Here is a 26,694-nt window from a genome sequence, read left to right on the forward strand (position 1 = left end):
CGACCGCGACCACACCGCAACAGCGACCGCGACCACACCGCAACAGCGACCGCGACCACACCGCAACAGCGACCGCGACCACACCGCAACAGCGACCGCGGCCGCCACCGCGACAACGACCGCGACGGCGTGCCAGCAGCGACCCTGGGAGGCGACTGCGCCTGACTGCACCGCGAGGTTTACGTCTCATGTAAACTTCGTCGTCGTGGCGAGCGCGAGTTCACCCGGTCGGTTGCCGCTCGCCGCGTCGATGGGGCTGAGCTGGACCCCCACTGCGACCGCGACCGTACCGGACGCCGCCACTGCGGCCGCGACCGTACCGCACCTGCAGTTCCCCTGCTCGGGCGCGCTTGCGCGGTGCTGCGCGCCCCTCGCGGCCGAGTGGTTGTGGTGGTCGCGAGCGTGGGACGTTCGGAACAGAATTTTATGTTGCTTGGTATCGTCTATCATGGTATGAGCCAGTCCGAGGAGCGCGGCGACGTCAAGTTCGGCACGAAGGTGTACAGCGACGACGGCGAGTTGCTCGGGCACGTCCGCGGGTTCGACGAGCACGGGTTCTACGTGACCGCGGAGGACGGCGTGGAGGGCTGGAGTATCGAGCACTCTCGCGCGGGCCACGACTTCGGTGAGGCGGAGTTGATGTGGCGGTGCTGGGAGTGCGGCGAGATGGGGCGGCTCGACGGCGACCTCCCGGAGGCGTGCCCGAACTGCGGGACCGAGCGCGAGGACATCTACTACTGGACGGAGGACTGAGCGCGACCACCGCAGCGAGCGGGGTCGCCGCGAACTCGGCCCTCGGCCCCGAGGGGACGAGAGCGTTTTTCTTCCCCGACGCCGGTAGCTCCCAGTATGGACATCGTCGTCTTCGGCGCGGGGAGTCTCGGGTCGCTACTCGGTGGGGTGCTGGCGCGCGAGCACGACGTGACGCTCGTCGGCCGCGACCCGCACGTGTCGGCGGTCCGCGACGCCGGACTGCGCGTCGAGGGCGCGTTCGAGGCGACGACGACCCCGGACGCGACGACGGACGGCACCGACCTATCGGGTGACGTCGCGCTCGTGACCGTGAAGGCGTTCGACACCGCCGAGGCAGCGAGTGCGCTCGCGACCGGCGACTTCGACGCGGTCTGCTCGCTCCAGAACGGCATGGGGAACGAGGAGACGCTCGCCGACGCACTCGACTGTGAGATTCTCGCTGGCACCGCGACCTGCGGTGCGATACGCCAGGCGCCGGGCGTCGTCGAGTGCACGGGCCGCGGCGAGATCGTCGTCGGCGCGGCCGACGGCGGCGACTCGCCCATCGCCGAGTCGCTCGCGGCGGCGTTCGACGCGGTCGGCTTCGACTGCGAGGCGGTCGCGGACATGCCGCGACGCCTCTGGGCGAAGCTCGCGGTGAACGCCGGCATCAACGCGGTGACGGCGCTCGCGCGCGTCGACAACGGCGCGCTGCTTTCCGGCGACGCGAACGACCTCGCTCGCGCCGCCGCCCGGGAGACGGCCAGGGTGGCGAGAGCGCGGGACGTCTCGCTGTCGAACCGCGAGGCCGTGGCGCGCGTCGAAGCCGTCGCCGAGGGGACGGCGACGAACACCTCCTCGATGCGCCAGGACGTCGAGGCCGAGCGACGCACGGAGGTCGACGCCATCAACGGCTACGTCGTCGACGCGGCCTGCGAGGCGCGCCGCGAACTCGACCTCGACGTCCCCGTGAACCGCACACTCACGAGCCTCCTGCGGGCGTGGGAGGACGGCGCGGGCGTCCGCGAGAGCTGATCGGCTCGCCGGCGTCCACGAGAGCTGACCGCGGTTCGGCGTCACCAGAACCGGCGGCCGAGCGGCCGCCGGACGCGCTGCAGCCAGTCACGTCCGGTACGTCACCCAGAACGCGGCGACGCCACCGAGGACGAGTGCGAACACGTAGCTCTCGAGGCGGTAGAGCGTCGCGACGGCGGCCGCGGTCCCGTTCGTCGTCGCGGTGAGGCTCACGAGCAGCCCGATGAGTGCGCCCTCGACCGCCGCGAGGCCGCCGGGCGTCGGGACGAGCCCGGCGATCGTGCTCGCGGGCACGATGAACAGCACCATCAGGAGACCGACGGGGGCGCCGACGGCTTCGACCGCGAACCACATCGGGAGCGCGAACAGGAGCCAGCCGACGTAGGAGAACGCGAGCGCGACGAGGAGCTGTCGGGGTTCGCTCGCGATGCGCTCGACGCTCTCGTAGAACCGCTCGATGCGGTTGCGCGCGCCCTCGACCGTGACGCGGCTCGTGACGTTCGTCAGCGGCTTCACGATGGCGAGCACGAGCGATTCCACGGCGTCCCGCCAGTGCCAGCCCGCCCAGACGATACCGGGGACGCCGACCGCCATCGCGCCGAGCGCGACCGCGAGTCCGTCCGCGGTCCCGTTCCCGCCGAACCCCGACGAGAGCACGAGGTACGCCGTCCCGACCGCGGCGAAGTTGAAGAACGGCAGGAGGTTGAGGAGGTCGGCGGTGACGACGCTCGCGAGGCTCTGCTCGTAGTCCGCCTCCGTATCCCGGGAGAGGACGTACGCGATGAACGGCTCGCCGCCGGCCTGCCCGAGCGGCGTGACGTAGTTCGCGAACGTCGCCGCGAAGTACGTCACGACGAGCTTGCGGTACGGCGCGTCGATGTTCCCGACGCGCAGCACGACCTGCCACGCCTTCCCCCACGCCATCAGGCCGAGCGCGGTCGACAGACACCCGAGCGCGACGTAGACGGGGTCCGCACTCCGAAGTTCCGCGAGCGCCGCGCGCCACCCGATCGCGGTCGCGAGGATCGCCAGCAGCGCGATGGCGATACCGAACCCGACCACCATCTTCACGATCGTCTGCCGGCCGAACACGTCCGCGAGCGAGCCCTCAGTGCGCGTCACGAGTGTCGTCCTCCTGGCATACGTTCTCCTCCGTCCGCTGCCGGTCGGTCGTCCGTGCGTCGGTAGCCGTCAGCCAAGGTTACTCGAGGTATCCGAGGTCCTGCAGGCGGTCCTTCGCGTCGTCGCTCATGTCCGAGAGGACGTCGTCGTCCTCGACGGACTTCCACTCGCCGCCGCGGCGCTCCTCGAACGCGGCGAGCGCCGCCTCCGTCGCCTCCATGGCGGCTTCGTCGAGGTCGCTCGCGTGCTCGCGAGCGTCGCCGGCGAGGTCGACGTTCTCGCCGGGGTCGTCCTTGAGCCGGTAGAACTCGTCGGCGATGCGTTCGTTCCGGACGTACTTCGCGTCCACCCGGCGACCGGCGCGCATCCGCGAGTAGAACCGCGAGTCCTCGTCGAGCGTGATGCCCGCCGAACTCGCCTTCTGCTCGAGTTGCTTGAGTTCGACGACGGGCCGATAGTACTCGACGAACGCGTACTCGCCGCGGTCGCGGTCCGCGCCCTCGTACGCCGGCTCGTCGAACGTCCGGTGGTCGTCGCGCAGCAGCGACCGCGTCGCCTCGAAGTCCCGCGCCTGCGGGTCCCGCGTCAGGGCCGCGGGGTCGGCGTCCGCATCCGGTGCGGTCCCGGCGTGGTCGAGGACGGTGTGGTAGAGGTCGAGCATCTCGAACTGCTCGTCGTACCGGCCCGCGCCCAGGTCGGGGTGCTTGACCATACAGGGAACGTTCACGAGCGGGTCGTAGATACAGAACTCGTGGCCGTACAGGTCGTGCTCGCCGAAGAGTTCGCCGTGGTCCGCGCAGACGACGACCATCGTGTCCTCCCAGACGCCCTCCTCGCGCATCCACGAGAACAACCGGTCGAGTTGCGCGTCCATGTGCCGTATCTCGGCGTCGTACAGCCCCTGGAGGTCCGCGAACTCGTCGTCGTCGATGTCGCGGGCGCCACAGTTGTACTCCTTGGAGTTCTGGCAGACCTCCGTGGAGTCGACGCCCGGCGCGAACTCCTCGGCGTACTCCTCGGGCGGGTGATAGGGGAGGTGGGCGTCCATGAGGTTGATGAACTGGAACCAGTTCTCGCCGTCCGCCTCGGCGTCAGCGATGAAGGATTGGGTCTTGTCGATGACCTCGGGCGTCTTCGAGTCCGCACCCTCGCCGCTCGCGGTGTACTCGTGGATCTTGTTCCCGACGCTCACGAGGTAGTCCGCGACCTTCCGCAGGTGGTCGTTGTCGTTCATCGTCTTCCAGACGCTCGCGAGCGGCCCGGAGAGGAAGTCACCGGGCATCACCTCGAAGAAGTTGTCCTGGTCGTCGAACCCGTCGGTGAGGTGCGTGTAGGGCGTGATCCACGCGTTCGACGAGTAACACGCCGACCGATGGGTGGAAGAGAGGGACTGGGCGAGCGTCGTGGCGTCCTCCAGGTACGGGTTCTCCTGGCTGGCGCCGTGCTCGCTCGGGTAGAGGCCCGTGAACATCGACGCGTGCACGGGGAGCGTCCACGGGGCGGGAGAGATCGCTTGCTCGTAGACGGCCGCCTCGTCGGCGAAGTCCTCGAGCGCGGGCGTCGTCGGGCGGTCGTGGTCGTAGACCGAGAGGTGGTCCTTCCGGACCGTGTCCAGCACGACGAAGAGAACGTTCCGCCCGGAGTCGGTGCGGTCCATACCGGCTTTCGAGTGAAGCAACGACTAAGAACTGTTGTTTTCGCCGAGCGTTCGCGCGCCGGCGAGAACACGCGCGTGAACCGCCGAGAGCGCGTCGACGCGTCGGTGAACCGACCATCGCGCCACGGGGATGACGGTCGCTGTCGGGGGTTCGGCGTCGCGAGGAGGAGTGGTCGGCGCGCTCGAAGTCAGAACGGCGCCTGCGGGCCTTCGTCGCCGTCGCCGTCGTCGTCGCCCTCGTGGCCGGGGAACGACGGGCTCATGCCGCCGCCACCGCCGCCGCCGTCCATGCCGGTATCTGCGTGCACGGTCTCGATCTCGGGGATCTCCTTGACCATCCGGGACTTGATCGCCTGGATCGTCATCGGGGAGATACCACAGCCCGAGCACGCGCCGCCGAGCTGGATGGAGACCTCGCCGGTCTCGCGGTCGAGGTCGGTGATGGCGGCGTTCCCGCCGTGCATCTGGATCTGGGGGAAGTTACGGCGGAGGAAGTTCGTCACGCGCTCCTCGAGGTCGTCGCCGTCCTGGGTCTCCGTACTCATGGTGCGGACTAGCCCGTGAACGGGCTTAGGCCTTTGGACTGACGCGTTCGGCTCCGGGGTCTTGGACTGACGCGTTCGGCTCCGGGGTCCGGCCGCATCTCGGGGTCGACCGTCGGCGGTCGGGACGCCCGTGGCGACCGACAGCGCGCTCAGTCGCCGCTCGCGGGTGCGGGCTCGGAATCAACCACTCAGTCGCCGCTCGCGGGTGCGGGCTCGGAATCAACCACTCAGTCGCCGCTCGCGGGTGCTGGCTCGGGGTCGGCACCGGCGCGAGCGAGCGTGCCGCGGATCGTCGGCGTGAGGCGGTACGAGGCGTACGCGAGCCCGAGGCCGAGCGCGAGGTCGGTCAGCCAGTGGATGCCGAGGTAGAGCGTGGACGCGAGCACGACGCCCGTGACCGTCCAGCTCGCGCGCTCGTAGCCCCGTGGGGCGTGGAGGGATGCGCTCGCCGCGAGGCCGGCGTGCAGGCTCGGGAGCGCCTTCTGGAGCGTGTCGACGTTCAGCATGAACGCCTGTATCGGGCCCGTGGACTCGTAGAGGACGGGCTGGACGGCGTCGAGGTAGTAGCCGGTGACGCCGACGGGGACGAAGTAGAAGAACGGTATCGAGACGACGATCGTCATGGTGTACGTGACGACGTAGTCGAGCGCTCGGGACCGTCCCTGCTGGCGCTTCAGCGCGACGTACGTCCAGAGGAGGAACGCGGGGTACGCGAGTAGGTAGCACGCGACGAAGAACGTCGTGAGTGCGGGATGGACGAACGGCTGGAAGAGCGCGACGGTGCCGCCTTCGATGGCGTGCACGAGGTCGGTTCGGAGCGGGTACGGCGACAGTTCCGACGCCATCCCCGCGACGGCGGAGACGAGAAGCGGGACCGCGATGTAACTACAGTCGCGGCGGTCGAGTGGAGGGCGCATCGCTGGAACCTCCTCAGCGGACCGTTGAATATCTGTTGTTTGATTTGTCCAGGCTTCGAGACGAGACCGGGCGCGAAGGCGACGGCCGGTGACGCTCGACCGGTATCAGACGCTGAAGACGCGCTTGAGTTCGGTCTTTATCTCGTCGAGGTACGCGTCGAGGACGGCGTCGAACTTCTCGCGGTCGGCGAGCACGCCCTCCAGGCGGTCGTAGGGGTCGTCGGGGACCTCGATGGTGAACTCGCCGTCGCCCTCGTAGTGCGGTTCGCTCTCGTTGAGGACCTGCTGGTCGATGGCGTGCACGAGCTCGGCGTCGTACTGTTCGTTCACGCGGTTGAACGCGTTCTTGTACGCCTGCTGGAGCTTCGGGAAGTAGTCGACGTACTTCTCCTCCTCGAACGTCTCGGGGTCGAGGTCGGTCATGGTGGCGTGTCGGGGGCCGCGAGTGAAAAGTGAGGCGTTTCGCGCCCCGGCTATCAGGACTCGATGCGGGCGGTTCGGTCGCGTCGAGCGCCAGCAGAGGTGAAATCGTCGTTTCAGCTAGTCTACGTGTTATGGTCGTGGCGGTGCATCCTCGTCGTATGTCCCCGCACAGTAGACGGACGGTCCTCTCGCTCGCGACCGCCGCGACGGCGGCGCTCGCGGGCTGCAGTGGTCGCATCGCAGACCTCCCTTCGTTATCCGACGACGGCGACGGGCGAGGGGTCGACGACTGGCAGTACTCGCCGGGCGACCTCGGCGGCGACGGCGGCGCCGGCGGCGGGTCGAACGTCACGTACCAGGCGTCGGCCGCTGGCGCGTCCGCCGACAGCGCGAGCGTCGGGCTCGCCGCGGGCGGTGCGAAGGACGCGAACACGTTCCGGCGGAACGTCGAGAACGACTACCTCCCCATCCCGTCGTCGCTCTCCTACGAGGGATTGTTCTACGACTACTACTTCGATACCGGCGACGGCGGGGCGTGCAGCGACCTGTTCTGTCCGCGGTACGCGCCCGCGGTCACCGCCGACCCGCTCTCGGGCGAGACGGAACGCTACCTCTCGGTCGGCCTGAACTCTGGGCTGGACGCGGACTCGTTCGACCGGAAGCGCCTGAACCTCGTGCTCGTCCTCGACGTCTCCGGGTCGATGGGGTCGTCGTTCGACCGCTACTACTACGACCAGTACGGGAACAAGCAGACCGTCGAGGACGCCGGTAGCGAGTCGAAGATGGCAGTCGCGAAGGACGCGCTCGCGTCGCTCACGGAGAAGCTCCGGCCGGGCGACCGCCTCGGCGTCGTCCTCTACAACAGCGGTTCCGCGGTCGCGAAACCCCTGAATCCCGTCGACGAGACCGACATGGACGCCATCCGCGGCCACATCCGCGAGGACGTCCAGCCCGGCGGCGGTACGAACCTCGACGCCGGCATGAACGACGCGCTCGACCTCCTCGAACCGCACGCCGACGCGGACCAGACGACGTACGAGAACCGCATGATCGTCCTGACGGACGCGATGCCGAACGTCGGCATGACGAGCGACGAGGGACTGCGCGGTCGCCTCGAGACCGCTGCCGTGGAGCGGAACGCGCACGCGACGTTCGTCGGCGTCGGCGTGGACTTCAACACCGAGATCGTCGACGAGATAACGAGCGTCCGCGGCGCGAACTACTACTCGGTGCACTCGCCCGCGCAGTTCCGCGAGCGCGTCGTCGAGAACTTCGAGTACATGGTGACGCCGCTCGTCTTCGACCTCTCCCTCGAACTCGACGCCGACGGCTACGAGATAGAGACGGTGTACGGGTCGTCGGCGGCCGACGAGTCCACCGGCGAGATGCTCTCGGTGAACACGTTGTTCGCGTCCCCGACGTCGGACGGGAAGACGAAGGGTGGCGTCGTGCTCGCGAAGGTCTCGCGGACCGCCGACGCGTCCGGCGACGCGTCGCTTCGACTGCGCGCGAGCTGGGCGGACCGGACCGGCGAGCGGAGCGAGCGCGAGACCACCGTCGAGTTCCCGAGTGGCGGCCCGGAGCAGTTCGCGAACTCGGGCGTCCGGAAGGCCGTCCTGCTCTCGCGGTACGCCGACCTCCTGAAGAGCTGGATGGTCGCGGAGCGCGAGCGCGACGGCGAACCCGAGAGCGACGGCGTCCCCGTGTACGACGGCGACCACCTCGGCGAGTGGGAACAGCAGAGCGAGCCCCTCACCGTCTCGAGCGCGTACCGCGAGCGCTTCGCGTCGTTCGCGGACCACCTCGAGCGAGAGATGGACGTCCTCGGCGACGACGCGCTCGAACAGGAGCTCGAACTCCTCGAGACGCTCGCCGCGTACGGGACCGCGACCGACTCCCGTCGGGCGTCGTCCCGTGTGTGAGCGACTAGCCGCCGTCGGTCGTGGGGGCGTCGGCGCGCGATTCCGCAGGCTCCGAGCTGTCGGTCGATTTCGCACGACGACAGACGTACGTGCCGGCGAGCCGGTCGCCGAGCGTGCGGTTCCCGCTGGACGCGAGCGCCGTGAGGCCACCAGGGGCGTACGCGAGGAGCGCCCCGGCCGGCCGGAGGAGGTTCCGGACGACCACGGCGCGACCGGACGGGAGGTCGTGACTGTCGTCGACGACGACGAGTCCGAGCAGATACTTGCCGACGGTCATGCCGAACCGCCACTCGAGGAATGCGTGGTAACCGCCGACCGCGAGCATCCAGATGGACAGGATGCCGGCGAGTTGCACGCCGAGCGAGCCGTCGACGAACGGCTCCCCAGCGACGCCGACGAGGGCGACGAGACCCATGAACCACAACGTACCGGCGAGCACGAGGTCGACGAGCGCCGCGACGGCGCGTCGCCCGAGGACCGTGCGTTCGCTTCCCGGGACGACCGCCGGTGGCGTGCGGAAGTCCCGAGCGTTCGGGAGGTCGACGTCGTCGCGCTCGCTCGCCTCGAAGTCCGCGTGCGTCGTCCCGTCGCCGCGCCAGTTCGACAGGTGGACCGACGGCACCGCGAGGCCACGGTCGCGGGCGAGCTGGACGACGCCGCCGACGTGCGCCTTCCCCGTGACGATGACTGCGTCGTCGTAGCCCTCGTCGGCCGAGAGTCGCCTGGCGCGCTCGACCATCGCCTCGTTCCGCCGGTCGACGGTCCGGAATATCGTGACGAGCGCGACGACGAGGGCCGCAAAGAGCACCACGGCGAACACGTTCGAGAGCGCGATCGCCGCGACGACCCCCGCGAACCCGACGGGAACCAGCGCCATCGCGGCGTAGCGGTGGCCGCGCCGCCTGACCAGGACCGGGAGGAGTCCGCTGACGACGACGAGTCCGATACCGACCGGCACGCGGACCGGCTCGAGCGCGAGTGCCGGTGCGAGCAACGCCCAGTTCGCGAGCGAGTGGACGAGGTTCCCCTCGAGGAGTTGGCGGTTCGGGTGGTCGTCGACGGCGTGGAGCGCGACGTCGTGGTCGTCGACGACGCGGCGCGCGGCGACGAGTTCCGTCTGGAACAGGTCGCGGTTGAACAGGAGGTACAGTGGCGAGTACGCGACGGCCTGGAAGGCGAGCATCCCGAGGAGGTAGAGTGGCGCGCGCAGGAGGAGTTCGACGTACTCCAGTGCACTCGCGGGGTCCGTCGGGTACTCGATGAAGATGGCGTCGGCGTCGGCAGTGAACGCCCGCAGTTCGCGCGTCACCTTCTCGGGGTCGTCGACGTGGATGACGCCGAACGGCCGGAGCGCGGCGAGCGAGGACATACGCCCCGTAACGACCCTCGCCCATAAAATCCACCGGGTTCGCCCGCGGAATCATGCGTCGTCGGACTCGACGCTCGTCAGAGCCGTCCGGGCCGGCCACGCCACAGCCGGCTCAAAACGCGACCACCCCATATTCGATATCGCGGCTATAGGTTTATGGAATAGATGGCGTCGAACTGCCCGCACTTGATCGGACCGGCGCGAAACAGCCGACACCCGTCGAAGAACCCGACAGCCGGCAGGCTCGTCGACGATTACGCCACGCCAGCCCATCCACGCAGCACGACCGGCACCAACTGCCCACGAATCCCCCGAGGACCACCCACGATCGACCACAGAGCGCCAGCCGTCCACGGCCGCAGACCACTCCAACTCCGTTCCGCTCCGCCAACGTCAGACAACGTACCCCAACACCTCCGCCCCGACCCTCCACGGCAACCCTTTCCGGCCACGCTCGACCGCTCGACCCACTACGCCCCGACCGCTCCACCCCACTACGCCCCGACCGCTCCAACCCACTACGCCCCGACCGCTCCAACCCACTACGCCCCGACCGCTCGATCTCATCCTCACCCACTCACGTCTCAGTCCGCACGACACCCTGGTCCGACCAGCCGATACCTCCGCAAAACGACGGTCGCTGGAGTCACTCGCCGGGACCGCGCCGATGACCGCCACCTTCGAGTTGCGCGTACTCGCGTCGCTCGGGAAGACCGTCGACCGAGACCGACGACCTCTGGGATTCGCGGCCGCTCTCACGTCCGCATTCGTGGGTTCGAGAACGACGGAGGACCGCGTCGACTCCGATCCCAGTCTCGCGGGGGACGCGGCGAGGAGAGGAGCCACGGCCGGTTCCCGGCCGGGCAGTCCGCGAATCGAGCCGTCCTGGAGCTCGCTCGCGCGAGTCGCGAGTGCTCTCACTTGCGGCTCGCGACCGCAACGAGGCGGCGGCCAGAATCGGCGTTTCGAGGACGTCTGCAGCAGTGCAGACGCGTTCGGGGAGGTTCGCGTGCTGCACCCACCATCGAGCTAATAAACCAGTAGCCGCGATACAGAATCGTCCAGATGGTGGTGTGGGCCGGTCTGCGGGAACGGCGTCGCTGGGGTTCGAGATTGTCGAGAACGAAGGTCTGGGTGCGGCTGGCGGGTTAGACGAGGAGTTGGACGTCCGCGTCCACCATGTCGCCGAGTGCGCTGGCGGCGCCGACGCCGGTGGTGACGCCGTCGAAGAAGTCGTCCTCGTCGTAGTCCATGAGGTCGATCGTCATCTGGCACGCCTGGAACTCGACGCCCATGTCGAGGCTCGTGTCGATGAGCTCCTGGATGGACGCGGTGTCGTTGTCGGCGATGCGTTTCTCCATCATCTTCGTCGTGAGCCGGTCCATGCCGGGGAGTGCGCCGATGGCGTTCGGCATCGGCATGTTCGGGTTCCCGACGGCGCTGAGCTGGAGGTTCTGCGAGCGCTCCTCGTGGAGGATGTCCAGCCCCCAGAACGTGTGGAAGACGGTGACGTCCCACCCGAACGCGGCGGCGGTGCTCGCGAGGATGAGCGGCGGGTACGCCATGTCGAGCGTGCCCTTTGTCGCGATGATGACCATCTTCCCCTGGTCGTCGCCGTCGTCGGTGCGGACGTCGGCGAGCTCGTCCTCGAGTTCGTCGATGCGAGCCTCGAGTGCGGCGACGTCCTCGGGTGCGACGCTGCCCGCGGCGGTCGCGGCGGCGTCTTCCGTCTCGCTGGGGTCGGTGTCGGTGCTCATGTCACTCGGTCTTCCGGACGTAGTGCGTGTACACGTCGTCGCCCTCGACCTGATCGAGGAGTTCGACGCCGTTCGTGGTGTCCGCCCAGCCCGCGATGTCGCTCATCGAACCGGAGTCGGTCGCGACGACCTCGAGGACGTCGTCGACCGCGAGGTCGTCGATGGCCTGCTTGGTCTTGACGACCGGCATCGGGCAGTTCTCTCCTTTCACGTCGAGCGTCTCGGTGGCACTGATGTCTACACTCATCGTTGTGTGTACACCACAATATTGCACTATGCACTAAATATCTGACGGTGCCGGACGAGCGTTCACGGACGCGGGAGAATCACAGGGTCGTCCTCGAGTCGCCCGAATACAACATCTAGAGCCATTCATGCTCGCGTAGAGCGTGTGTTCGGGGGGCGTGCGACGCTGGAGGTGCGCTTCTGAACGAGAGATAGTATTGTGGATGTTGCGTACAACTATCCAAACCGTTAAGTGCGACGGTCGGATACACTCGACCGAAGATGAGCGAGCAACTGTTCCCAGAGACGGACGCTACCGTCGACAGCATCGACGCCGAGACCCTCTTCGAGCAGGTCGAGGACGACGACGACGTGACCCTCCTCGACGTGCGCGCCAGCTCGGAGTACGACGACTGGCACATCGACGGCGAGAACGTCGACGTCGCGAACGTCCCGTACTTCGAGTTCCTCGACGACGTCGACGACGACCTCCTCGACCGCGTGCCCGACGGCGACCCGGTCGTGGTCGTCTGCGCGAAGGGCGGCGCCAGCGAGTACATCGCCGCACAGCTCGAAGACAACGGGTTCGACGCCGTCAACATGGACGGCGGCATGAACGAGTGGGCGCGCCTCTACTTCGCGACCGAGGTCGACGCGGACACCGACGCGACCGTCCTCCAGTACCAGCGGCCTTCGAGCGGGTGCCTCTCGCACATGGTCGTCTCCGACGGCGAGGCGCTCGTCGCCGACCCGCTCCGCGAGTTCACCGACCGCTACGTCGCCGACGCCGCCGACCACGGCGCGGAGCTACGGTACGCGGTCGACACCCACATCCACGCCGACCACATCAGTGGTGCGCGCGAACTCGCCAACGAGGTCGAGAGCGTCGAGGCGGCGTACCCGCAGGCGTCGCTCGACCGGGGCGCGGCGTTCGACCCCGACGTCGTCCTCGAGGACGGCGACGAACTCGCGGTCGGCGACGTCGCCGTCCAGGCCGTGTTCACGCCCGGGCACACGACCGGGATGACGAGCTACCTCGTCGACGACGCCGCGCTGTTCACCGGCGACTTCCTGTTCACGGAGAGCGTCGCCCGCCCCGACCTCGAGGACGGCGACGAGGGCGCGCCCGACGCCGCACGCCTGCTCTACGATTCGCTGCAGACGCTCCGCGAGTTCGACGACGACGTCGTCGTCGCACCCGGGCACTTCTCCGACGCGGCAACGCCTGCCGCCGACGGCACGTACACCGCCACGCTCGGGGAACTGTTCGACGAGATGAGCGCGCTCTCGATGGACAAGGAGGATTTCGTCGACTTCGTCCTCAGCGACATGCCGTCGCGGCCGGCGAACTACGAGGACATCATCGCGACGAACCTCGGCGAACAGGACCCGGACGCCGACGAGGCGTTCGAGCTCGAGCTCGGCCCGAACAACTGCGCGGCCAGCAAGGACGCGATGACCGAGTAGGATGCTCGAGACTCTCTTCCCGAACGGGATCGCGCAGTACGCGATCGGTGGCGCGCTCGTCGGGCTCGGCGTCGTCATCATCTACGTCGGCACCGGTATCATCGCGGGGGCGAGCACGTTCCTGGAGTCGACGTGGTCGTACGTCTCGGACCTGGACCGGTTCCAGCGCCGGAAGTACGTCGCGTCCCGCGACTGGCGCGTGGTGTTCACGCTCGGTATCGTCCTGGGGGCGGCCGCGTACACGGCCGCGACCGGTGACTTCAGTTACTCGACGCGCGTGGAGCCGTGGCGGCTCGTCGTCGGCGGGTTCCTCGTCGGCGTCGGCACGCGCCTCGGGAAGGGGTGCACGAGCGGGCACGGCGTCTGCGGCGTCGGGTCGCTCTCGCAGACGTCGCTCGTGAACGTCGCCACGTTCCTCCTGGTCGCGATCGGGACCGCGCAGCTGGTGTTCGCGATGGGGGTGCGGCCATGAGCGCCGAGCCCCAGGACCGCGGGCTGGCGTTCAACCTGCTCATCCTCGCTGGTGGGCTGGTGTTCGGCGTCGGGCTCGCGGTGAGCGAGATGGCGAAACCGGAGGTCGTCCTGAACTTCCTGCAGTTCGAGGACTTCGGGCTCGTGTTCGTGATGTTCGGCGGGAGCATCGTCGCGGGCGCGTCGTTCTGGCTGCTGAGCAGGACGGGGCGGGCCGCGCCGTTGACGGGCCGCGAGTACGCGCGTCGCCTGAAGTCGTTCGACCGGAACGTCCTCGCGGGCGGCGTCGTCTTCGGCGTCGGCTGGGGGCTCTCGGGTATCTGTCCGGGTGCGGCGTACGCGAGCGTCGGCATCGGGAACCTCACCATCCTCTGGGCGATCGGTGCGATGTTCGCCGGCGCGTACGCGCAGGCGCTCTGGCGGCAGTGGAGCGCGAGCGACGCGGACGCGGCGACGACGACCGCCGACTGACCTGCTACGTCGTTGGACCCGGTTCGGTTCCCTTCTCGCGCAGGGCGCTACGGCTCCCAGTCTCATTCTTCTCCTGATTCCCTGCGTCTGCGCACGGCGTTCGGGATGACCCGGACGTTTCGACGAGCTGCGCGTTCGATCCTTCGACCATCGGTCGCTCACCCGGGTGACCGTCGTATCAGTCGTTCTTGGTCGTTCCATCATCACACTTTCGTGGTGACGAGCGTTCTCGCTGTCGTCGCGGTGGGAGACGGGTCACTGGGACAGGTCTCGTGCGCGCGCCGGTGGTCGCTCGGGCGCGCGGCCGGGCTCCGGGTCTCGCTCGGGCGCGCTCTCGGGCGGGTCGTTCGGGGTGTCGAATCGTCAGTGAGGCGTCGGGTTCGGGCGGTGTAGTCATGCGTAAGTTATGGATGGCGATGGGTTGGGTAGCGAGATATAGTATTGTACGCTCTTCCCAAAACCGTTAAGGCCCGCTGTCGGCTACGGTCGACTGCACAGAAATCCATGCTCCACACAATACTGAAGCAGGTGGTCGTCGATGTTCGGCATTGAGATCTCCCAGGGCGTCGTCGACGGGGCGACGCTCATCGGCATCGTACTGCTCGAAGCGATACTCCTCTACGTCGGCTACGGCGCCCTCGAGAAGCTCCTCGGGCCGCGCCTCACCGCGTTCCTCCGGGGTGACTGACCATGGAGGTCTTCGGGGTCGCACTCTCGCTGCTCGTGATGTTCAGCGGCTTCGGCCTCCTCATCGGCCTCCTCTTCGGGTTCTTCGGGATGGGCGGGTCGTTCCTCGTCACGCCCGCACTCCTCGTCATGGGGTACAAGACCGACGTCGCGGTCGCCTCAGGGCTCGCGTTCGTCTTCGGGACCTCCGTCATCGCGACCCTCAAGCACCGCGACCTCGGGCAGGTCGACTACAAGCTCGGCGTGCTCATGATCGCCGGCACGACCGCCGGCATCGAGGTCGGGAAGATCGGGTTGCACTGGCTGCAGGACATCGGGCTCGCGAACACCGTCGTCAGCGTCTCCTACGTGTTCCTGCTCGGCGCCATCGGGGTGTTCATCACGTACAACGCCGTCAAGGGCGACGACGACGGCGGCGTGAGTCACGACGCCGGCGACGACGAGGAACTGGACGCCGACGACATCCCGGACATCGCGAAGAAGATACAGTCCTACCGCGTCCCGCCGATGATGAAGCTCCGCGGCGGCGTGCGCGTCTCGCTGTGGATGATCCTCAGCGTCGCGTTCCTCACCGGCCTCCTCTCGGGGTTCCTGGGGGTCGGCGGCGGGTTCATCCGGATGCCCGCGTTGTTCTACCTCATCGGCGTCCCGGTGCCGGTCGCGGTCGGGACCGACCTCTTCGAGATCGTGTTCTCGGGCGGTATTGGGAGCTTCCTGTACGCCATCGACGGCGCGGTCGACCTCACCATCGTCGCGCCGCTGCTCGCCGGGAGCGCCCTCGGCGCTCGCATGGGCGCGGCCGCGACGAGCCTCGTCGAGGAGTCCGAGATCAAGGTGTACTTCGGCGTGATGCTCCTGCTCGGCGCGACCGCGGTCGCGGTCCGCGAGATCGGCGGCATCGTCGAGATGCCCGTGCTCGACCTCGTGAGTCTCGCCATCATCGTCGGCGCGGCACTCCTCGTGAGTGGCGCGGTCGTCGTGAGCTCGATCCGCGAGCTCCGCGCCGAGGGGACGCGCCCGACCGCGCAGACCGCGGACTGACCGCGTCGCGCGCGTCGACCACGACACCGTTTCTCGCCGCTTTCTCCGCCGGCAGCCGACGCCATCGTTCCCTCGCGCGGTCGCTCCATCCTCCGGGCTCGACGACGCCCGTGCGCGGTGTTGCACACACCGAACAAGACTTTTAGGCGCAGAGTGCGAAGGCCAAGTAACGATGGCAAACTCGATGCAGGAGTACCTCCAGCAGGACATGGAGTGCGAGGGGCTGCTGGAGTGCATCCACGGACTGAAAGAGCTCGACCGGGAGGTCTACATGACGATCGTGGACAGTCCCGAACCGTTGACCGTCGACGAGGTCGCCGACCGCGTCGACCGCGAGCGCTCGACCGCGTACCGCGCGGTCAAGCGCCTCCAGCAGACCGGATTCGTCCAGCAGGAGCAGGTGAACTACGACCAGGGCGGGTACTACCACGTCTACAAGCCCGTGAACCCGGACGACGTCGCGGACGACATGCAGTCGATGCTCAACGAGTGGTACGCGAAGATGGGGACGCTCATCGGCGAGTTCCGCGAGAAGTACGACGAGCAAGCGACCACGCAGGAAGCGACCGCGGCCGGCGAGTGACGTCCACGGACGGTTCGACGACCAGCGAGTCGTCGTCGGACGCCGAGTCAGCGCCGCATAGCAAGTCGTCGTCGGACGCCGAGTCAGCGCCGCATAGCAAGGCAGCGTCGCATAGCGACGCCTCCGTCGACGATGCTGGCGTGGACCCGACGGCCGGTGCGGCCCGGGACCTCGGCCGCGGGCTGTTCGAGGAGGAGATGGGACCGGGGTCGTCGCTCGCGCACCTCTACCGCGGCGAGATACACCGGATGAAGTTCTGGCGCGAGCGCCTGGACCGGACGACGAACTGGGCGGTGACGACCATCGCCGCCATCCTCACGTTCTCGTTCTCCAGTCCCGACCACCCGCACTATCTGTTGCTCGCGGGGTCGGTGATGCTCGGTATCTTCCTCGTCATCGAGGCGCGCCGATACCGGGGGTACGACGTGTGGCGGAGCAGGGTGCGCGTCCTCCAGGAGAACGTCATCGCGCACGGATTGGACCCGCGAGAGCAGGTGCGGGACGAGCGCTGGCGCGAGCGCCTGAGCGACGACTACCGCGAGCCCACGTTGAAGATATCCGCGGAGGAGGCGCTCGCGCACCGGTTGCGTCGCGTGTACCTTCCGTTGTTCTCGGTGCTCGTCGGCGCGTGGGTGGTTCGCGTGACCGTGATGGCGACCGCCGGGTGGCCGACGAGTGCGGCGATCGGGACGATACCGGGACGCGTGACGACGGCCGTGGTCGTGCTCGCGTACGCGGCGCTGTTCGCGGTGTCGTTCCGGCCGCGCGAGTGGCAGGCGGAGGCGGAGCTGCGGACCGAGGACCTCTCTGCGTGGGACGACCGACACTGACCGCGTTCGTGCGTCCTCAGACGACCGGCACTGACCGCGTTCGTGCGTCCTCAGACGACCGGCACTGACCGCGTTCGCGCATCCCCAGCGTTGACCGTATTCTCGCGCCCCCAGCGCTGACCGCGCTCGCGCTTCGAGCGCTCGCGGCGCGTGCCGTGTTCCTAGTCGACGTCGGCGAGGGCGCGATAGATGCGGTCTCGTTCGAGGTACGCGAGGAGGGTCGCGCCGCCGGCGGCCGCGAGGAGAACGGCGGTCGTGGCGTACGCGTCGGTGGCGACGCCAGCGCCGGCGGTCGTGAGCACGAGGTAGCCCGGGAACCGACCGAGGACGGAGACGAGCGCGACGTCGCGGGCGTCGAGCCCGAGGAGGCCGGCGGCGAAGCAGACGACGTCGTCGGGGACGCCCGGGACGAGGAACACGAGGAACGTCGCGAGGAGCCCGCGGCGGTCGACGATCGCGTCCAGTGACGTGAGCGCGTCGTCGTCGACGAGCCGTTCGACGCGCTCGCGGCCGAGTGCGCTCGCGAGGCGGACGGCGACGTACGTCCCGATGGTCGCTCCGAGGAGGCTGTACGCGACCCCGCGCCACGGCCCGAACAGGTAGCCGGCGAGGAACGCGAACGTCTGCCCGGGGATGGGTGCGACGACGACCTGCATCGCTTGCGCGAGGACGAACGTCGCCGGGGCGAGCGGGCCGGTCGACAGCACGAGCGCGCGGAGGGACTCGAGCGACGTGACGTCCGCGAACGCGCGTCCGAGCGCGGCGACGAGGACGGCGACGAGCACCGCCAGCGCGGCTGCGTACGCGAGGACGCGACCGCGGTCGACGTCCGGCGCGAGGAGCGAGAGACGCGGCACGGGTCCGCGTTCGCAACGCGGGCGCTTGAACGTACGTGCCGAGGAGGGTGTCGAGAAGGCGAGAAGGGTGCCGAGAATGCGAGCGTGCGAGCGACGGCGTTCCGACATCGAGCGGCGCCGGGGTCAGTCGCGGAGGCGATCTGCGAGGTGTCGCGCCGGCTCCTCGAGCGGCCCTCGGCCGAACAGCGCGACGACGACGCCACCGCCGGCGTCGAACACGAGGTCGAGCACGGAGTCCTCGAGGCCGTACACGACGAGCACGGGCTCGAACCCGCCGGCGATGGCGAGCTGGCGCATCGCCTCCTCGCCGACCTCCCAGACGACGCCGGCGGCGAGCGCGAACGCGACGACGTACGCGCCGAGGAACGGTTGCGGGATGTAGATGCGGCGGTCGTGTTCGTCGAACGCGGTGACGACGACGTACCCGACGCCGGCGACGACGCTCGCGGACAGCACGTGCGTGAGGTGGTCCCACCACCAGACGTCGTCGTAGAGCGCGACCATCCCGACGCCGTGCAGGAGGACGGCGACGGCGACGTACGCGGCGGTCCACGGTGGGAGCGGGACGTCAAGGTCGCGTCGGATGACGCCCGGGAGGTACGAGACGGCGAGCGCGCCGGTGGCGTTCACGATGACGGAGACGTTCCGCGTGAACGCGCCCACGACGAGGACCGCGACGATGCCGGCGCGCGCGGCTCGCGTGACCTGTCGCGGGTCCAGGAGCGCGCTGCGGAGGGAGTGCACGCGCTCGGGTACGACACGCGGTGACAAAAAGGTGCAAATACTCGCAGTCCCTACCAGACTATCTATGATGGGGACGACACACGCGTTGGCTGGGGCGTTCCTCGGGGCGGCGATAGCGGTGGTCGCGCCCGAGTTCGCGGCGGTCGTGGTGGTGGCCGCCGTCGCGGGGAGCGTCGCACCGGACCTCGACATCTACCACGGGCATCGACGGACGCTGCACTATCCCGTGTACGGGTGGCTGGTGGCGGCGCCAGCGGTCGCGCTCGCGATGGCGGTGCCGTCCGCGTGGACCGTCGGTGCGGCGACGTTCCTCGCGGCGGCGGCGCTGCACGCCGGCATGGACGTCTTCGGCGGCGGGCTCGAACTCCGGCCGTGGGAAGCCGGGAGCGAGCGCGCGGTCTACAGTCACTATCACGGCGCGTGGCTCGAACCGCGACGCCTCGTGCCCTACGACGGGTCGCCGCACGACCTCGGGCTCGCGGGCGCGTTCGCCGTGGTGCCCGCGACGACGCTCCCGGAGCCGGTTCCGGCGTTCGTCGCCGCGGTCCTCGCGGTGTCGGTCGCGTACGTCGCGCTCCGCAAGCGCCTGGCCGCGCTCTGGGCGACCGTCGCTCGCGCGCTCCCCGCACCCGTCGCACCGTACGTCCCCGAGCGCTTCTACGACTGACCAACGACCTGTCGCGCGCTCACCTTCCTCTCCTCGAGAACGCGACCACCCAGTCGCAACCATGTCTACGTTCCCCACACGTCCCGTCAGAGTCGACCCAACCCATATGACCCGAATTGTGGACTATGAGCGGGGCGTACCCCTATTATAAACCGCTTTAGTCGCTATCGAGTGAGTACTCGGTGATGGCCGACAAGTCACAGCGGGTTGCTGACGTCGTATCGCGGCGGAAGTTCATCGCGACATCCGGCGTGGCCGGTGCCACGGCGGTCGCCGGCTGCATGGGGGACTCGGGCGGCGAAGACACGGAAGCGTCCGACGACGACTCGTCGGGTGGCGAGTCGACGACGGCGCAGAACGACGACTCCGGAAGCGGTTCCTCGTCGAGCGGTCCGACGACGCTGACGTCCGGTGGGTCGTCGACGGTGTACCCGATCATGAACACGGCGGCGTCGTACTGGAACGCGAACCGGCCCGCCAGCGACTCGGAGTACTGGCCCCACGGCGAGTACGGCATCGAGACGGACAAGGCCCTCGCGGACTACTGGGGTGGCCTCTACGGGTTCCAGGGCGAGGACGGCGACCCGCCGTTCCAGTTCACGGTCGGCCTCTCGCACTCCGGGACGGGCGTCGAGAAGGTCATGAACGGCCAGCACGACATCGGGAACTCCTCGGGGAACGTCGAGGACGAACTCCCCGACCGCGACTCCTACGACGACTTCGTCGACCACGTCGTCGGCGTCGACGGCCAGCCGCTCGTCGTCAGCCAGGAGATCGCCGACGCCGGCGTCGACGAGATCACCGGTGACGAACTCAAGGGCCTCTACAAGGGCGAGATCACGAACTGGAGCGAACTCGGCGGCCCCGACAAGGAGATTCAGGTGCTCGGGCGCGTCAAGGGCTCCGGGACGCGCACCAGCTTCGTCGCGAACGTCTTCGGCAACCCCGAAGAGGACACCTCGGTCGCGAACCGCTTCGGGCAGAACCAGCGCCTCGCGCAGGCGATCGCGCAGGCCGACAACGCCATCAGCTACCTCGCGCTCGCGTTCATCGACACCAGCGGTCTCTCACCCATCGCACTCGAATGGGAGGGCACCACCTACAGCTACCAGGACGACCAGAACGGCCTCGACTCCAAGGCCTACCCCCTCTCGCGTGACCTCCACTGCTACACGTGGCAGGGCACCAGCAAGCAGGAGGCCGCCGTCATCCGCATGGTCCTCAGCGACTTCGGCCAGGACACCTTCGTGAAGCCGAACAACTACTTCGCGCTCGGCAAGCGCCGCCAGGAGGAGCAGCTCGCGAAGCTCCCCGAGCCCTCGAACTGAGCAGGCGACCAGCTAGACCGATTCGCGGGCGTCGGTCGTCGCGCCACCACGCGTCATCCCACGTCACCGTGCCACCGCCCGCGCTTCTCTTTCGACGCCAACGCCCCAGAGAGCGACAGCGTCGGTCTCTGCGGTCAGAGGAACCGCGAGGAGGTGTCAGCCGAGTTGCTCGCCGACGATGCGGTCGGCTTCGGCGACGAACGCGTCGCGTTCCCCGCGTGGGATGGTCGCGCCCGCCGCGACGTCGTGGCCGCCGCCGTCGCCGCCGACCGCGCGCGACGCCTCCTGCATGACCGCCGAGAGGTCCAGTCCCTGGCGGACGAGCGCGTGCGTCCCTCTGGAGGACACCTTCACGTGCTCGTCGTCCTCGTTCGCGAACGCGAGGATGGGGCGGTCCCTGGCGACGCCGTCGGCGCCGAGCGCCATCCCGGCGACGATGCCGACGATGGTCTCGCGGATGCGGTCGTCCGCGTCGAACCACTGCAGGTGCTCCTCGTACGTGACGCCCTCGTTCTCCACGAAGTTCACGCCCTCGCTGAGGTTCCGCCGGTGGTTCCGGAGGAGTTCGCGAGCGCGGTCGAGCGCGCCGGTGCGGTCGCCGAGGCAGACCGCGAGCCCGACGTCGGCGCGCTCGTAGCGCGCGGTCGCGTTCAGGAGCGTCGAGAACTCGCTCGCGTCGTGGAGTTCGGTGCCCGTCGACTCGTTCGGGAACGTGTACGCCATCGAGACGAGGTCGTCGATGCGGTGCGACGGGACGCCCCGTCCGATGGCGTGCTTGATGAGTGCGCTCGTGATCGTCTGTCGCTCCTCGAAGGAGAGGTCGACCCACGTCCGCCAGTCACCGTCCCGGTAGCATTCGACGTCCAGTCCCTTCAGGAACGACTGCGCGCCGCGCGCGTCGTTCGAGATGCCAGGGATGTTCAGATCGCTCGCGTACTCGAGGAGCTTCGGGAGGGGCCTTGTCTGCTTGCCGTACACGGCGAGGTCCTTCGCGGTGTCGAGCGCGCCGACCGCCACGCCTTCCTCGACGATGCCGGCGTTCGCGCCGACGAGTTCCCCGCTCTGCTCCTGCATGTCGCCGACCGCGCCGACGACCGCGAGCGCCGCCAGGTCGCGGTTGTCGACGCCGTCGGGTTCGAGCGCGCGAGCGAGGACGTACGCTGCGCCCGCGCCCGAGAGCTCCGTCGCCCCATTGAGCCCCTCCAGGAGCGGGTTCAGGTGGAACTCGGTGTCGGCGTCCGCGGGCTGGTGGTGGTCCGCGATTATCGGCACGAAGTCCCCGTTGGCTTCGTGTTCGGCGATGACGTCGAGCTGGCCGCTCCCGAAGTCCGTGAACAGCACGACGCGTTCGTCGCGGGCGGCGATGCTCGCGATCTCGGTCTCGTCCAGTTGCTTCTTGAACACGACGTCGTGGGGGACGTCGGCGCGCGCGAGCGCACTCGAGGCGACGGCGGCGCTCGTGAGGCCGTCGGCGTCGATGTGCGACGCGAGGAGGACGCGGTCTGCGTCGCGGATGCGGTCGGCACAGGCCGTGGCGCGAGCGTCGAGTTCGGGGACGGGACCTGCCATCACCGGATGTAGTCGCGGCTTCGGGGTTAAACTCCCGGGTCCACGCGCGACGTCGGCCGACCGAGACCGGGCGGCCCCTCAGCGCTCGCGGTCGTGGACGGTCGCGGGGCCGTCGGTCCCCGCGTCGCGGTCGTCGTCGCGCCACGCGACCCACGCGCCGTGCTGTTCGAACGTCCCGAGGTGCTCGCCGCCCGCCGTAGCGTCGTCGTCCACGCGGGCGAGTCGGAGCTGGATGCCGTTGTCGCGGTCGGGGTCGGGGCGTTCGCCGGCGAGGTGGAACGTGGGGGCGTCGCGCTCGGCGGCGAGCGCAGCGACGGCGTCGTGGAACGCTTCGCGCGCGGCGTCGTCGAACTGGTAGAGGACGAGGCTGTGCGAGACGACGAGCGGCGCGTCCGCTGGGAGGCGGTCGGCGACGGCGCGGAGGTCGGCGACGGCGTCGCCTTCGACGACGTCGGGTGGATGCTCGCGGGTGGTGGCGAGGGCGCCGTCGAGGACGCGCCGCCGGTCGTGGTGCTCGGGCCAGACGAGCGCGCGCAGCCAGCGCGCGTCGGCGGAGTCGGTCGGGTCGAGCGGGTTGACGTCCACGCCGACGCGGCCGGCGACCGCGGGCGGGTCGCGTGGAAGCGTCGGGACGACGTCACCGTGGACGTCCGCCTCGATGGTCGCGGACGATCCCGCCGCCCCGACCCTGTGCACGCCGTCCGGGATCCGGTAGGTGTACCCGTAGCGGTCCCAGTTCAGGTTCAGGCCGGCGCTCGACCCGACCTCGAGGAGCGCGAACGGCTCGTCGACGCGGTCGGCGACGGTCGCGTATCCGGGGTAGAGCGCGCTACAGCGCCGCACTGCGTTCGTCTGCACGCGCCGCGAACCGACGCGGTCCCGGAGGGCGGCCTCGTGCTCGCGGACGAACGCACGGACGGTATCAGCGAGGTCCTCGTCGGGTACTTTCGTAGCGTCGACCACCGAGGGATAGTACGCGGCGAGCGCACCGTCGACCGTCTCCGGATCGTTCGTGGCGTCGCTCGCGAACAGTTCCGCCTGGATGGCGGCGAGCAGGAGCTGTGGGGCGGGCTGGCCGGGCGTGTGGTCGGCGGCGACGTCGAGGAGCACGTCGTCGGCCGCGGCGGCGCGACAGAGGCGTTCGTACAGCTGGGAGGACCCCGCACACCACGACTCGAGGTCCTCGAACTCGGCGGCGACGGCGTCGAGGTCGTCTGTCACGATGCAGCGATTCGCCGTACGGGCACCTGAAACCTCGCTTCGCGACGGGCGCTCGGTCAGTCCGGGGTTCGCGGTACTGAACGCATTTCGTATCGTCGGCTATGATTGATAGCGGCTGACGGGCGTCAGACGCTCGCGGACGTCACCGTGGGAAACCGCATGCATGCGGCGGGTTCTCTGGACTTCGCGCGGAGTGCTGTGAGCGTCGCCCGACGACGACCGACCAGTACGCCCGAGGATGCCTCGGCGACCTACGATGAACCTGACTGTAACCCACATCGATGCTGACAGCTCGACCTTGGACCGTCAGGGGTCGCGGCGGCCACTGCGCGCTGAAGCCCGGTCGAACCGGCCGGCTACCCGGAGCGCACCGCAATCGCCGCGGACTGAGCGTGTTCCGGTCGCATGTGCAGGGTTCGAGTGCAAGCGAACGTGTCGAGCGTGGCATCGAGTATCGTCGAAGTGCTCGACCTGGAATCGGCACCCCCAGAGTGCTCGAACTCGAGTCGTGCCCCGTCCCTATCTCGAAGAATTGGCGGAGCATGGTGTCCGGCGTGTTCGCGGGACGATCGGCGTGGTGGTGCGAGCGGCGACGCGGCAGCTGGCCCCTGGACACCGTTGGTGGCATCGATGCGCGTATCAGGAAGTCTGCGCGTGCACGAAGTCAGTCGGGGGTTCCGACGGGAACAACCACCGACGCGGTGGAGTTGATCGAGGACTTGATCGTTTCGTCGTTCGACTGTGGCCCGCGGAGACGGTGGCACCAGTCGGTGACACGTCAGTCAACCGGGTGCTGGCGATTCCATCCCCGGGGTAGTGGGTCGAGGGCATGGCTTACGGGGTCGCGGTCGGATCGTTCCGCAAGCGACCGCCAGAGTCACGACCAGACCGTTCCGCAAGCGACCGCCAGAGTCACGACCAGACCGTTCCGCAAGCGACCAGCGGGATTCCTGGTCGAATCGGTGGATTTCGGACGGTTCGAGTGTTCTCGTCTGGGTCGACTCAGTTCGGGAGAATCCGACCGAACCCAGCCGATAAATCAGATGACGCGATATAGAATCGCCTGTGCGAGGTCGGTGTCGCGAGTAGAGAAGGGGGCGCGGCACAGCAGCCGCACGGCGTCGGTCACTGCACGTTCGAGCTGGATGCGCGCGAGATGAGGTAGACGGCGACGGCGCCGAGCCCGAGGGCGAGTGCGACGAGGACGGCGACGCCGGGGACGATGGTGTTCATCGCGCCGTCGAACCCGGTGACGTCGACGACGGTCATGACGTCGCGGTCGAGCATGATGGCTCGCGCGGCGTCGACGCCGTACGTGACGGGGTTGAAGCGCGCGAACGTCTGGATCCACTCGGGGAGCGCTTCGAGCGGGAGGAACGCCGAGGAGAGGAAGAGGAGGGGGAACTGGAGGAGGTTCGCGGCGATGATGGTGGACTCCTGGTCTTTCGTGATGACGGCGAGGCTGTTCGAGAGCGCGACGAACCACAGCGAGAACAGGACGCCGACGGCGACGATGCCGAGGGCGCCGACGACGCCGAGTTCGATCTCGGCGCCGAGGAGGACGCCGAGCCCGAGGATGATGGCGACCTGGACGGCGATGCGGAACACTTCCGCGGCGGTCTTCCCGACGAACACCGCGGTGCGGTTCATCGGCGACACGAGCACCTTCTCGAACATGCCCTCCTCGATGTCGTTCACGAGCCCGATACCGGAGGTGACGGCGGCGGCGAGACTCACCTGGATGGCGATGGCGGGCACGAGGTACGTCTCGTAGCTGACGTCGCCGAGCCCCTGGCTGACGGCGGCGCCGGCGACGTTCCCGAACACTTCGGTGAAGAGGACGAGGAAGATGACGGGTTGGACGAGTGAGACGACGAGGACGAACGGGTTCCGCACCGCCTTCAGGTTCCAGCGTTTGAAGTTCACCCAGACGTCGCCGAGGAACGTGTTGCTGGAGCGCCTGACCGAGTGGGAGTCAGTGCCGCTCGCAGTGGTGTCGCTCATCGCCCTGCCTCCCCGTCGACGGCGTCGGTCATCGCTCCGTCCGTGACCGCGTCGTCAGTGACGTCGGCGTCGAGGTGCTCGCCGGTGATGGCGAGGAAGACGTCGTCGAGCGTCGGTGCGCGGACGTTGAAGCCGGTGACGACGAGGTCGGCGTCGCGGAGGGCGACGAGGAGGTCGGTGCCGTGCTGGCGCGCGGCCTCGCTCGTCACCGTGATGCCGTCGTCGGTCGTCTCCACGGCGGCGTCGCCGAACACGGCCATGTCCTCGGCGATGGCGGCGGCGCGCTCGTGGGCGTCCGCGCCGTCCTCGAGCGACACCTCAAGGACCTCGCCGCCGACGCGACGCTTCAGGTCCGTGGGCGAGCCGTCCGCGACGATCTCGCCGTCGAGGATGACGGCGAGCCGGTCGCAGAGCGCGTCGGCTTCCTCGAGGTATTGCGTGGTGAGGAAGATGGTGGTGCCGCGGTCGTTGATGTCCTCGAAGTACTCCCAGAGGCGATTCCGGGCCTTCGGGTCGAGGCCCGTGGTGGGTTCGTCGAGGAACACGAGCGGCGGGCGGTGGACGAGCGCGGTCGCGGCGTCCAGTCGCTTCTTCATGCCGCCGGAGAACTCGTCGGCGCGCTTGTCCGCGACGTCCGCGAGGTCGACGAGGTCCAGGAGGTCCGCGATGCGGTCGGCGCGGTCGGCCTTCGGGACGCCGTAGGCTTCGCACGCGAACCGGATGTTCTCCTCGGCGGTGAGCTCGGGGTCGACGCTCGTCTCCTGAGCCATGTAGCCGATGGATTCGCGGACCGCACGCGGGTCGGTGGCGACGTCGAACCCGTTCACGGAGACGTCGCCCGCGGTCGGCGAGAGGAGCGTCGCGAGGACCTTGATGGTCGTCGTCTTCCCGGCGCCGTTCGGGCCGAGGAACCCGAAGAACTCGCCTTCGGGGACGCGCAGGTCCACGCCCCTGACGGCCTGCGTGCCGTCCGCGTACGTCAACTCGAGGCCAGTCGCGTCGATGGCGGCGCGACCGAAGTCGGATGGTTCGTCGGTCGCCTGCCCGGCG

General features: G+C 68.8%; 27 protein-coding genes. 12 read left to right on the top strand and 15 right to left on the bottom strand.

Going from position 1 to position 26,694, the window contains the following annotated elements; all coding sequences use genetic code 11:
• Positions 1-186 precede the first annotated feature (186 nt).
• Complete coding sequence (locus VYJ16_RS05605; protein WP_336349315.1) at positions 187-450, bottom strand: hypothetical protein; 264 nt, start codon at positions 448-450, stop codon at positions 187-189.
• A gap of 3 nt (positions 451-453) precedes the next feature.
• On the opposite strand from VYJ16_RS05605, the gene VYJ16_RS05610 reads away from it, so the two are divergent.
• Both VYJ16_RS05610 and VYJ16_RS05615 read left to right on the top strand, forming a co-directional pair.
• A complete protein-coding gene (locus tag VYJ16_RS05610; protein WP_336349316.1) occupies positions 454-753 on the top strand; it encodes a DUF7130 family rubredoxin-like protein in 300 nt (99 codons plus the stop codon).
• A gap of 96 nt (positions 754-849) precedes the next feature.
• Positions 850-1,767, top strand: coding sequence for a ketopantoate reductase family protein (locus VYJ16_RS05615; protein ID WP_336349317.1), 918 nt, complete (start codon positions 850-852; stop codon positions 1,765-1,767).
• Positions 1,768-1,854: 87 nt separating this feature from the next.
• On the opposite strand, the gene VYJ16_RS05620 is transcribed toward VYJ16_RS05615, so the two are convergent.
• The 5 genes from VYJ16_RS05620 to VYJ16_RS05640 form a co-directional block, all read right to left on the bottom strand.
• Complete coding sequence (locus VYJ16_RS05620; protein WP_336349318.1) at positions 1,855-2,889, bottom strand: lysylphosphatidylglycerol synthase transmembrane domain-containing protein; 1,035 nt, start codon at positions 2,887-2,889, stop codon at positions 1,855-1,857.
• Between the two features lie 79 nt (positions 2,890-2,968).
• Entirely contained in the window at positions 2,969-4,546 is a 1,578-nt protein-coding gene (locus VYJ16_RS05625; protein WP_336349319.1) for a sulfatase family protein, read from the bottom strand.
• 188 nt (positions 4,547-4,734) lie between these two features.
• On the bottom strand, positions 4,735-5,091 hold the full coding sequence (locus VYJ16_RS05630; RefSeq protein ID WP_336349320.1) for a NifU family protein: 357 nt from the start codon (positions 5,089-5,091) through the stop codon (positions 4,735-4,737).
• A 227-nt stretch (positions 5,092-5,318) separates the two neighbouring features.
• Positions 5,319-6,008, bottom strand: coding sequence for a phosphatase PAP2 family protein (locus VYJ16_RS05635; protein WP_336349321.1), 690 nt, complete (start codon positions 6,006-6,008; stop codon positions 5,319-5,321).
• Between the two features lie 105 nt (positions 6,009-6,113).
• Entirely contained in the window at positions 6,114-6,431 is a 318-nt protein-coding gene (locus VYJ16_RS05640) for a DUF5783 family protein (RefSeq protein WP_336349322.1), read from the bottom strand.
• A gap of 158 nt (positions 6,432-6,589) precedes the next feature.
• Between VYJ16_RS05640 and VYJ16_RS05645 the strand changes: the two genes are divergently transcribed.
• Positions 6,590-8,353: a vWA domain-containing protein gene (locus tag VYJ16_RS05645; RefSeq protein WP_336349323.1), complete on the top strand. Its 1,764-nt coding sequence runs from the start codon at positions 6,590-6,592 to the stop codon at positions 8,351-8,353.
• Positions 8,354-8,357: 4 nt separating this feature from the next.
• Here VYJ16_RS05645 and VYJ16_RS05650 read toward each other — a convergent pair whose 3' ends face one another.
• The 3 genes from VYJ16_RS05650 to VYJ16_RS05660 all read right to left on the bottom strand — a co-directional run bounded on the left by VYJ16_RS05650 (position 8,358) and on the right by VYJ16_RS05660 (position 11,726).
• Entirely contained in the window at positions 8,358-9,722 is a 1,365-nt protein-coding gene (locus VYJ16_RS05650) for an RDD family protein (RefSeq protein WP_336349324.1), read from the bottom strand.
• A gap of 1,148 nt (positions 9,723-10,870) precedes the next feature.
• Positions 10,871-11,479, bottom strand: a complete 609-nt coding sequence (locus tag VYJ16_RS05655; protein WP_336349325.1) for a DsrE/DsrF/DrsH-like family protein — start codon at positions 11,477-11,479, stop codon at positions 10,871-10,873.
• A gap of 1 nt (position 11,480) precedes the next feature.
• Positions 11,481-11,726 carry a sulfurtransferase TusA family protein gene (locus tag VYJ16_RS05660; protein ID WP_336349326.1) on the bottom strand — a complete coding sequence of 82 codons (246 nt, stop codon included), beginning with the start codon at positions 11,724-11,726 and terminating at the stop codon, positions 11,481-11,483.
• 260 nt (positions 11,727-11,986) lie between these two features.
• Between VYJ16_RS05660 and VYJ16_RS05665 the strand changes: the two genes are divergently transcribed.
• From VYJ16_RS05665 to VYJ16_RS05695, 7 genes are all read left to right on the top strand, one after another.
• Positions 11,987-13,171 (top strand): MBL fold metallo-hydrolase, encoded by a 1,185-nt coding sequence (locus tag VYJ16_RS05665; RefSeq protein ID WP_336349327.1) that lies wholly within the window; start codon positions 11,987-11,989, stop codon positions 13,169-13,171.
• A gap of 1 nt (position 13,172) precedes the next feature.
• A complete protein-coding gene (locus VYJ16_RS05670; RefSeq protein WP_336349328.1) occupies positions 13,173-13,643 on the top strand; it encodes a YeeE/YedE family protein in 471 nt (156 codons plus the stop codon).
• On the top strand, positions 13,640-14,113 hold the full coding sequence (locus tag VYJ16_RS05675; RefSeq protein WP_336349329.1) for a DUF6691 family protein: 474 nt from the start codon (positions 13,640-13,642) through the stop codon (positions 14,111-14,113). Before VYJ16_RS05670 ends, VYJ16_RS05675 begins: the two co-directional genes overlap by 4 nt.
• A gap of 538 nt (positions 14,114-14,651) precedes the next feature.
• Complete coding sequence (locus tag VYJ16_RS05680; protein ID WP_336349330.1) at positions 14,652-14,801, top strand: DUF7512 family protein; 150 nt, start codon at positions 14,652-14,654, stop codon at positions 14,799-14,801.
• A gap of 2 nt (positions 14,802-14,803) precedes the next feature.
• On the top strand, positions 14,804-15,841 hold the full coding sequence (locus VYJ16_RS05685) for a sulfite exporter TauE/SafE family protein (RefSeq protein ID WP_336349331.1): 1,038 nt from the start codon (positions 14,804-14,806) through the stop codon (positions 15,839-15,841).
• 172 nt (positions 15,842-16,013) lie between these two features.
• A complete protein-coding gene (locus VYJ16_RS05690; RefSeq protein WP_336349332.1) occupies positions 16,014-16,424 on the top strand; it encodes a helix-turn-helix domain-containing protein in 411 nt (136 codons plus the stop codon).
• 140 nt (positions 16,425-16,564) lie between these two features.
• Positions 16,565-17,254 (top strand): DUF2270 domain-containing protein, encoded by a 690-nt coding sequence (locus VYJ16_RS05695; RefSeq protein WP_336349669.1) that lies wholly within the window; start codon positions 16,565-16,567, stop codon positions 17,252-17,254.
• A gap of 161 nt (positions 17,255-17,415) precedes the next feature.
• Here VYJ16_RS05695 and VYJ16_RS05700 read toward each other — a convergent pair whose 3' ends face one another.
• The gene (locus VYJ16_RS05700) at positions 17,416-18,111 is read right to left on the bottom strand and encodes a TVP38/TMEM64 family protein (protein WP_336349333.1); all 696 of its coding nucleotides are present in this window, start codon (positions 18,109-18,111) and stop codon (positions 17,416-17,418) included.
• A 123-nt stretch (positions 18,112-18,234) separates the two neighbouring features.
• Positions 18,235-18,855 (bottom strand): DUF2238 domain-containing protein, encoded by a 621-nt coding sequence (locus VYJ16_RS05705; RefSeq protein WP_336349334.1) that lies wholly within the window; start codon positions 18,853-18,855, stop codon positions 18,235-18,237.
• A 64-nt stretch (positions 18,856-18,919) separates the two neighbouring features.
• Between VYJ16_RS05705 and VYJ16_RS05710 the strand changes: the two genes are divergently transcribed.
• Both VYJ16_RS05710 and VYJ16_RS05715 read left to right on the top strand, forming a co-directional pair.
• Positions 18,920-19,522: a metal-dependent hydrolase gene (locus VYJ16_RS05710; protein WP_336349335.1), complete on the top strand. Its 603-nt coding sequence runs from the start codon at positions 18,920-18,922 to the stop codon at positions 19,520-19,522.
• Positions 19,523-19,707: 185 nt separating this feature from the next.
• Positions 19,708-20,850, top strand: a complete 1,143-nt coding sequence (locus VYJ16_RS05715; protein WP_336349336.1) for a PstS family phosphate ABC transporter substrate-binding protein — start codon at positions 19,708-19,710, stop codon at positions 20,848-20,850.
• A gap of 156 nt (positions 20,851-21,006) precedes the next feature.
• On the opposite strand, the gene VYJ16_RS05720 is transcribed toward VYJ16_RS05715, so the two are convergent.
• The 4 genes from VYJ16_RS05720 to VYJ16_RS05735 form a co-directional block, all read right to left on the bottom strand.
• On the bottom strand, positions 21,007-22,419 hold the full coding sequence (locus VYJ16_RS05720; RefSeq protein ID WP_336349337.1) for a RecJ family nuclease: 1,413 nt from the start codon (positions 22,417-22,419) through the stop codon (positions 21,007-21,009).
• A gap of 78 nt (positions 22,420-22,497) precedes the next feature.
• On the bottom strand, positions 22,498-23,640 hold the full coding sequence (locus tag VYJ16_RS05725) for a DUF2332 domain-containing protein (RefSeq protein WP_336349338.1): 1,143 nt from the start codon (positions 23,638-23,640) through the stop codon (positions 22,498-22,500).
• Positions 23,641-24,765: 1,125 nt separating this feature from the next.
• Positions 24,766-25,644, bottom strand: a complete 879-nt coding sequence (locus VYJ16_RS05730) for an ABC transporter permease (RefSeq protein ID WP_336349339.1) — start codon at positions 25,642-25,644, stop codon at positions 24,766-24,768.
• Complete coding sequence (locus VYJ16_RS05735) at positions 25,641-26,648, bottom strand: ABC transporter ATP-binding protein (protein WP_336349670.1); 1,008 nt, start codon at positions 26,646-26,648, stop codon at positions 25,641-25,643. Before VYJ16_RS05735 ends, VYJ16_RS05730 begins: the two co-directional genes overlap by 4 nt.
• Between the last annotated feature and the right edge of the window lie 46 nt (positions 26,649-26,694).

Origin of the sequence: Halorubellus litoreus, from assembly GCF_037081675.1 — an archaeon.
Taxonomy (GTDB): Archaea; Halobacteriota; Halobacteria; order Halobacteriales; family Natrialbaceae; genus Halorubellus; species Halorubellus litoreus.